General features: G+C 61.1%; 1 protein-coding gene, 1 pseudogene and 1 CRISPR repeat array. Of the genes and pseudogenes, one reads left to right on the forward strand and one right to left on the reverse strand.

Annotation, left to right across the window (positions count from 1 at the left end; all coding sequences use genetic code 11):
• Positions 1-16: 16 nt before the first annotated feature.
• Positions 17-1,379: direct repeats of the CRISPR family, unit length 37 nt; unit sequence GTCAGAATGCAGCTTGAGCCCGTTCTGGGATTGAAAC.
• A gap of 356 nt (positions 1,380-1,735) precedes the next feature.
• Complete coding sequence (locus A4R35_RS18345) at positions 1,736-2,566, forward strand: tyrosine-type recombinase/integrase (RefSeq protein WP_189362015.1); 831 nt, start codon at positions 1,736-1,738, stop codon at positions 2,564-2,566.
• Here the strand turns inward: A4R35_RS18345 and A4R35_RS18350 are convergent.
• Positions 2,563-2,760 (reverse strand): annotated as a pseudogene (locus A4R35_RS18350) (hypothetical protein); the annotation flags it as partial. The gene A4R35_RS18345 and the pseudogene A4R35_RS18350 sit on opposite strands and share 4 nt — an antisense overlap.

The raw sequence follows: 2,760 nt of genomic DNA on the forward strand, positions 1-2,760 counted from the left end.
TCTTAGAAGGGGTACCGTCAGAATGCAGCTTGAGCCCGTTCTGGGATTGAAACCTGCCGCCTGCTCAGCCACCATTTGCATGATGTTCTGCGTCAGAATGCAGCTTGAGCCCGTTCTGGGATTGAAACCGCAGCGCAGCCTGCCGGTGACTGGCAGTATGCTCTGGTCAGAATGCAGCTTGAGCCCGTTCTGGGATTGAAACACCTCACAAAATCGCTCTGGCGAGGGTGTGCCCCCCCGGTCAGAATGCAGCTTGAGCCCGTTCTGGGATTGAAACTTTCCTCATACGCCTGCAGGCAACTGCTGGTACTGTTAGTCAGAATGCAGCTTGAGCCCGTTCTGGGATTGAAACAGCAGACACACGCGCGCCAACCCGCTCACGCGCAGCACGTCAGAATGCAGCTTGAGCCCGTTCTGGGATTGAAACGGAATGCCTCCTTGAGCAGTTCAGTGAAGCGAATTGGGTCAGAATGCAGCTTGAGCCCGTTCTGGGATTGAAACAGTAGCTCTGAGCGATGACTGTGATCACACGATTGCGTCAGAATGCAGCTTGAGCCCGTTCTGGGATTGAAACATTGTCCAACGCCACCACTCCCTGGGGGGCCGGCGGCGTCAGAATGCAGCTTGAGCCCGTTCTGGGATTGAAACCGGATATTCCGCTGCGCCGCCTCGGCGATGGCGACGTCAGAATGCAGCTTGAGCCCGTTCTGGGATTGAAACCGGGTGCAGCAGCGTCGCCCGCTCGTGTCTCCCCGCGTCAGAATGCAGCTTGAGACCGTTCTGGGATTGAAACACCAGGACTGCAACCAGACCTGTCAGGTCTCTCGTGTCAGAATGCAGCTTGAGCCCGTTCTGGGATTGAAACGTGCTCCGATTTCTGTGGCCGAGCGCGTAGCTCAGCGTCAGAATGCAGCTTGAGCCCGTTCTGGGATTGAAACTAGTGCAGGACGCCCGTGGGGCCTCGCCAGACGCCAAGTCAGAATGCAGCTTGAGCCCGTTCTGGGATTGAAACTTCAGCCTCCTGCGCGAGGCGGTGCAGCGTTTCGAAGTCAGAATGCAGCTTGAGCCCGTTCTGGGATTGAAACTGAGCAACAAGATCTCTGCCAAAGAGCGATCTCCCTGTCAGAATGCAGCTTGAGCCCGTTCTGGGATTGAAACCGCACAGCCGCGCCCGCTCGGTACGCCATTCTTGAGGTCAGAATGCAGCTTGAGCCCGTTCTGGGATTGAAACCTACAGAAGATAATGGTTTTGCCGGCCCCCGTTGGGTCAGAATGCAGCTTGAGCCCGTTCTGGGATTGAAACGGCTGCTGCCGGCCTGCCCAGAGAACAAATGGCTCTCCAGTCAGAATGCAGCTTGAGCCCGTTCTGGGATTGAAATGTGAAGGCTCCAACGGAGACAAGACGCTGTCGCAGCAGGGGGACAGTTCGCCTGTGCATGTGCGCACCTCACGCCCTGCTTGCAAGCGCCTGTGAGCGTCCCGCCGCGCTGGTTGAGTGCTGCTCCCGCCGGGTCAGGGTCTCCCTCGCCAGGGATGTCAGGGACCGCATCCCGCTCTCCCAAGACCGCGCTGCGCGGTCTAAACAGCGACACAGCAAGAACGGGGACTCGTCCCTTCCCCGCTCGCTGCCGTAGGGATGCTGGCAGCCCAGGGCATCAGCCCGGGGGACGGACATCGTTGAACCCCTGGGATGGAAATGGGAGGCACGGCGGAGCGCAGAGCCAGGAGCACGATCATGAGCAGGCATCGTAACAGTCTGATCCGCGAGGCCATCGAGCGGCTTGATCGCCTGATGGCCATCGGCGAGAGCCGGCTGTCGGCTAAGCAGACAGCTCGCCAGCAGGGGCAGCCCGACTGGACCTACTCAACGGGGCGCATTCATTCCTATAAGACTCGCTCCGTTTACCAGGAGCAGACGATCCGCTTCCTGAAGTGGGCGCGGGCTTCCTCTGGGCTGCGCCGGCTGGCCGAGGTGGAGGCCCACGCCGAGGAGCTGGCCACGGCCTATCTGCAGCACGGGATGCAGGTAGGATGGTCAGCCTGGACGCTGGCCACCACGCGCTCAGCGCTCCGGCTCTTCTTCGGCGATCGGGCGCTGGCTGCCGCGGTGCCACTGCCTCCGCGCCGTCGGGAGGACATCCGCCGCTCGCGGGGTCCGGTGGCACAGGACCGCGAACTGAACCCCGATCATTGGCAGGGACTGATTGATTTTCTGCGGGCAACAGGCTTGCGCCGGCGTGAAGTGGCGGCGCTGCGCGTAGGAGATCTCAACGAGGCTGCGGGGGTGGTCCTGGTGCGCCGAGGCAAAGGCGGACGGAGACGCCTGGTCCCCGTCCTGCCGGGCGTGGAGGAGCTGCTGCAGCGGCTGCGACGGGGGCGCCAGCCAGAGGAGCGGATCTTTGCGCGCATCCCTTCTCACCTGGACGTGCACGCCCTCCGGCGCGAGGATGCTCAGGCGCTCTATCGGCTGCAACCCGTCGACTACAATCGGGTCGCAGTGGAACAGGTGGCTGTGGCGCAGAACCACATCCATACGGTTGTGGCCCTGCGCCACTATCTGCGCTAGCGGCCTTGCTGCCGCTGCAACAACACCAAGATGTGGCTCACCTGTTGCTCTAACCGATCAAAGCGTTGATCCATCTGGGCAAAGCGTTGATCCACCTGGGCAAAGCGCTCATCCATCTGGGCAAAGCGTTGATCCATCTGGGCAAAGCGCTCATCCATCTGGGCAAAGCGCTCATCCATCTGGGCAAAGCGCTC

The sequence above is a fragment of the Thermogemmatispora tikiterensis genome (assembly GCF_003268475.1).
GTDB lineage: Bacteria > Chloroflexota > Ktedonobacteria > Ktedonobacterales > Ktedonobacteraceae > Thermogemmatispora > Thermogemmatispora tikiterensis.